At 29.7% G+C, this 2,471-nt stretch carries 2 protein-coding genes and 1 pseudogene; all 3 read right to left on the bottom strand.

All coding sequences use genetic code 11. From position 1 onward, the window contains the following. Positions 1–253: 253 nt before the first annotated feature. Positions 254–1,033, bottom strand: a complete 780-nt coding sequence (locus tag LQK79_RS20710) for a tyrosine-type recombinase/integrase (RefSeq protein ID WP_231017775.1) — start codon at positions 1,031–1,033, stop codon at positions 254–256. A gap of 439 nt (positions 1,034–1,472) precedes the next feature. After that, a complete protein-coding gene (locus LQK79_RS20705; RefSeq protein WP_231017772.1) occupies positions 1,473–1,922 on the bottom strand; it encodes a DUF2691 family protein in 450 nt (149 codons plus the stop codon). Between the two features lie 85 nt (positions 1,923–2,007). Continuing rightward, a pseudogene (locus tag LQK79_RS20700) lies at positions 2,008–2,471 on the bottom strand (hypothetical protein); the annotation flags it as partial.

The following is a 2,471-nucleotide window of genomic DNA, read 5'->3' as shown; positions in this document are numbered from 1 at the left end:
TTTCCTATGGCATCATAGGTTATATTTTTTCCATTATAACTTGTCAGCTTATCCTTCCAGTTTGTATCGCCATAGCCATAGTTTATTGTGTTTGTTGCTGTACCTAAAGCTCCTGTTGTATATGGATATTCCGTTTAAACACATTTTTGTTAACCATAAAAAATACCTCACAATCAATTAGTCTATAATCAATTATGAGGTAACATTTTCTTATTGCTTTGTCAAGTGCTATTTTAAATTTTTTCGAGCCGTGTTATAAAAATGAATTTAGAGGTATATGACAAGAAAAATCCAGATGTCTAAAGGTATGCGGTTTTATCTTTATTCCTAGTTCCAATTCCTTAGTATATTTTTCTAGTAATGTGTTAATAGCATCTCTTTTCAATACTCCTCTTTGTCCCAAGATAAGATATTTTAAATCACTAAATTTATCCTTAGCACGCTCCACTAAATATTTCTTAATAGCTTCAACTACTTCTTGTTTTAATGGTACTTCTCTTATCTTTCCGCCTTTACCAAATACCTTTAGTTGACCAGTTAAGAAATCAATGTTTTTTATTTTAATGTTACAAAGCTCACTTACCCTTATACCTGTGTACATTAGCAGTAGAATTATCATTTTATCCCTACAGCTTACTTTATCTTGGTTTTGAATGTAGAACAGCATCCTCTCAACCTGCTTCTCTGAAAATACTTCTACTTGTTTTTCTGAACCAAAGGCTACCTTCATTCTGTCTTTTCTAAGGTCTACAACAATTTCATTAATTAAATTATTTTTCATTAGAAATCCATTGAAAGCTCGTAGACTATTAATTTTTTTATTAATAGTAGCTGTTTCATACTGATTTTCAATGAGATAATTTCTAAAGCTTGTAATGTAGAACCTTTTAAGTTCTCCGTGAAAACTTACTTCCATATTTTGAAGGTATACTGCAAATCCGTAAATATCACCAACATAGCTTTCAATTGTCTTAGGACTTTTACCATCCTCCATTAGATATTTTTTGAATTTGTAAACAAAATCTGCTACCATTACTATTCTCCTTTCATTTTTGCGTAGAAAAATAGCTAACGCTTTGAACGTTAACTCTTCTATTACTTGTATTAGAATATATATTTGATTTCTAATTTGATACGGTTGAAAAAACACCAACAAGTAATTTAGTACCTGTTAGTGTTTCGTGGTTAGCTTGAATTAACCTTTGTATGAAGTTTTCATTATCTGTCTTATGTTTTCCTAGGACAGTACCCTAAGTTACTCATTTTTGGTGTACGTTTAGAGCTTTTAGGGTGTATTCTATTGTGGCAGACTTGGATTTACTGCAGAATTATTATTATGCAGTGCAAATCAATTCATATAACCCAATAACTTCTAAATACTAAAATAAATTTCATCATGCGTTACTTTTTTGTAGTGAGATCAACTAAAATTTTGCAGTTAATTTGGTTATGCAATCATTTATAAATTTAGGTTATATTACACTAAAGCCTGTTCTACAGTCATTTTCATTGGTAATATATTCTATATTGGAAAAATTATTTTTAATTGCATTATTTTTAATTATTTCAATCATCCAGTCATTTTTTGCATATATTTCGTAGTAAAATACATCTGAGCATAAAATAACTAATTTACATTCACTTTTAATAAAATCATCGTAATTTTCAATATCATTAGGTGTTGAATTTGGTGGATATGCTTTAATATTTGCAAAAATAACACTATAACTTTTTTCTTTTATTATTTTTAAAAATGTTTCGCCATTAATATATCTATTTTCTAATAATGATTCGTCCATTTCGTTGTATATTTCATCTTCTGAAATATGCCACCACAACTTTTCAATTTCTATTTCAGATAAGATAGTCCTTAATATATTTTTATGACCACAACCATTTATTTGAAAACTAATTCCTCTCATAATATTTCTCCTTATCATTTTTATATTTTTTATACAAATAATAATTTTAAAAATATTATTTATATACTTACGCTTACACTATATTTTATGGTGCTACAGCATTAGCAGGTATTGTCCACCACAAAGGTGGAGCAAGAGATGGAATCATTCTGATACCTCTATATAATAAATATGTCCCACCAGCTACACCAATAGAAATTTTAATATTATTTATAGCTGTAGAATACCAAGGACCTGGTGTCCAGTTACCATTTTCATCATACCCCCAATCATGATCATGAGGAACTTTGGGATGTAATTTGGGATTACCATGATTAGTATAATGCCTATCTTTCACAACCCTTCCATCTTCCCCATACCATCTTTCTTTGGTTAAGTTGCCATTTTTATCGTACTCTCGTCCTACTGAATTTGGATCACCCTTTGTTCCAAGACTAGCTTTACTTATACTACCAGTATTATAATCATATCGATGATTCATTATTGCTAAAGATACTGCTAAATCATCGCCTGTATCACGTCCAGTCCCTGAAAATTCTGGTCTATCTC

Origin of the sequence: Clostridium guangxiense (assembly GCF_021043395.1) — a bacterium.
GTDB lineage: Bacteria > Bacillota > Clostridia > Clostridiales > Clostridiaceae > Clostridium_S > Clostridium_S guangxiense.
This window is presented reverse-complemented; position numbering and strand designations above follow the sequence as displayed.

Coding starts and splice junctions, on each gene's coding strand:
- LQK79_RS20710 (WP_231017775.1), bottom strand. CDS start 1,033: ATGGTAGCAGATTTTGTTTACAAATTCAAAAAATATCTAATGGAGGAT.
- LQK79_RS20705 (WP_231017772.1), bottom strand. CDS start 1,922: ATGAGAGGAATTAGTTTTCAAATAAATGGTTGTGGTCATAAAAATATA.